Genomic DNA, 1,255 nt, shown 5'->3' with positions numbered 1-1,255 from the left:
AAACTTCCGGCGGACATGCGCCCAGCACAATGCTCGTTTTGTGTTCTCGATCTGGCTGTAGCCTCCATATCCATCGGTTACCAGAAATCCTTCAAAACCTTCCAGGAACGCTTTCGGATATCGGCTTCCTCTTCCGGGAGCGTATTGAAAGATCTGGATCGGGGTCTCGTCGCAGTGGCACAGTTCTTCTTTCAGAAGATGTTCTCTCATCTTGAGAACGACAGGTTCAAGATAGAGTTCGGAGACCGCCATGATCCAGTTGGACATCGTTCTCCGGCTGATGGAGAGACCCAGCCATTTCCACTCCTTCTCCTGCCGGTTGTAGGGTACGCTTTTGACAAAACGCTCGTTGGCTACATGAGCGATCGCTTCCGCGCTCGCAAAAGAATGCGGAATAACGGGAAGAGGGGCTTCGGTTTTGAAAAGCACGTCTTCTCCATCCTGTCTGCAGGAGGGACAGACGTACGTTTCGGTATAGATCTCTTCGATACGGATTTTCGGCTCTTCTATGATTACCCGCGTCCTCACCTTTTCTTCGCCGATCTTCTCCATCTCTTCGCCGCACCATGGGCACTTCTTTTCTTCCTCCGAAGCTTCGATCACGATCTTGGTTCTTTCGGCATCGCCCAGATCGTCTTTGTTCCAGCAGCGTTTTTTTCTGGAATACTGAATGTTCTGGAGAGCACGAGCAGAAGAAGGACTTTCTTCCGGATATTCGAGATCGAAGAGCGTAGGCATGTTGGCCATCATTTCCGCATGTCTTGCTTTTTCGCTCTTTTTTCTGAAAAGCATCCGCTGAAGCTTTTGGATGATCGCATCTTTTTCCTGGATCTTTTTATCCTGCTCTTCGATCCGAACAGTCAAATCCTCTATGGCTTTGATCATCTTTTCGAGCTGTTCTTTATCCGCTTCGACCGTCGTTTGTTTTTCCTTTTCCATGATTCAATTATACCACAAAAAAGAAGGGAAATAAACAAATTCCCCTTTATATAAAGCGTATTTGATCACATTATCTTTGTCGCCCGGCTTTTGGGGATCGAACATTTCTGCTCGATCCCCAGACCTTCGAGAAGCCATCTCAGCTGCTGTTCGCCAAGAAGAAGCACTTCGTCATTGTTTTTAGGCCACTGGAACTTTCCTTCGTCAAGACGCTTCGTAAGAAGAAGAAATCCGTCCTCTTCCCAAAGGATCCCCTTGATCGAGGATGTTTTCCGACCGCAGAAAAGAAAGAGACTGTTCTCGAAAGGATCGAGCT

Annotated in this window: 2 protein-coding genes; both read right to left on the bottom strand. The window is 47.8% G+C overall.

Annotated features, from left to right (window positions below; translation table 11 throughout):
* Positions 1 to 939: IS66 family transposase (locus tag BO225_RS00975; RefSeq protein WP_143356717.1), on the bottom strand; the 939-nt coding region annotated here is incomplete at its 3' end.
* Positions 940 to 1,004: 65 nt separating this feature from the next.
* Positions 1,005 to 1,255, bottom strand: a 251-nt coding sequence (gene tnpB / locus BO225_RS00970) for an IS66 family insertion sequence element accessory protein TnpB (RefSeq protein WP_076340425.1), incomplete at its 5' end; no start/stop codon positions are given.

The sequence above is a fragment of the Dubosiella newyorkensis genome (assembly GCF_001945605.1).
Taxonomy (GTDB): Bacteria; Bacillota_I; Bacilli_A; order Erysipelotrichales; family Erysipelotrichaceae; genus Dubosiella; species Dubosiella newyorkensis.
Note: the sequence above shows the minus strand (reverse complement) of the source record. Positions and strands in the feature narration are given on the sequence as shown.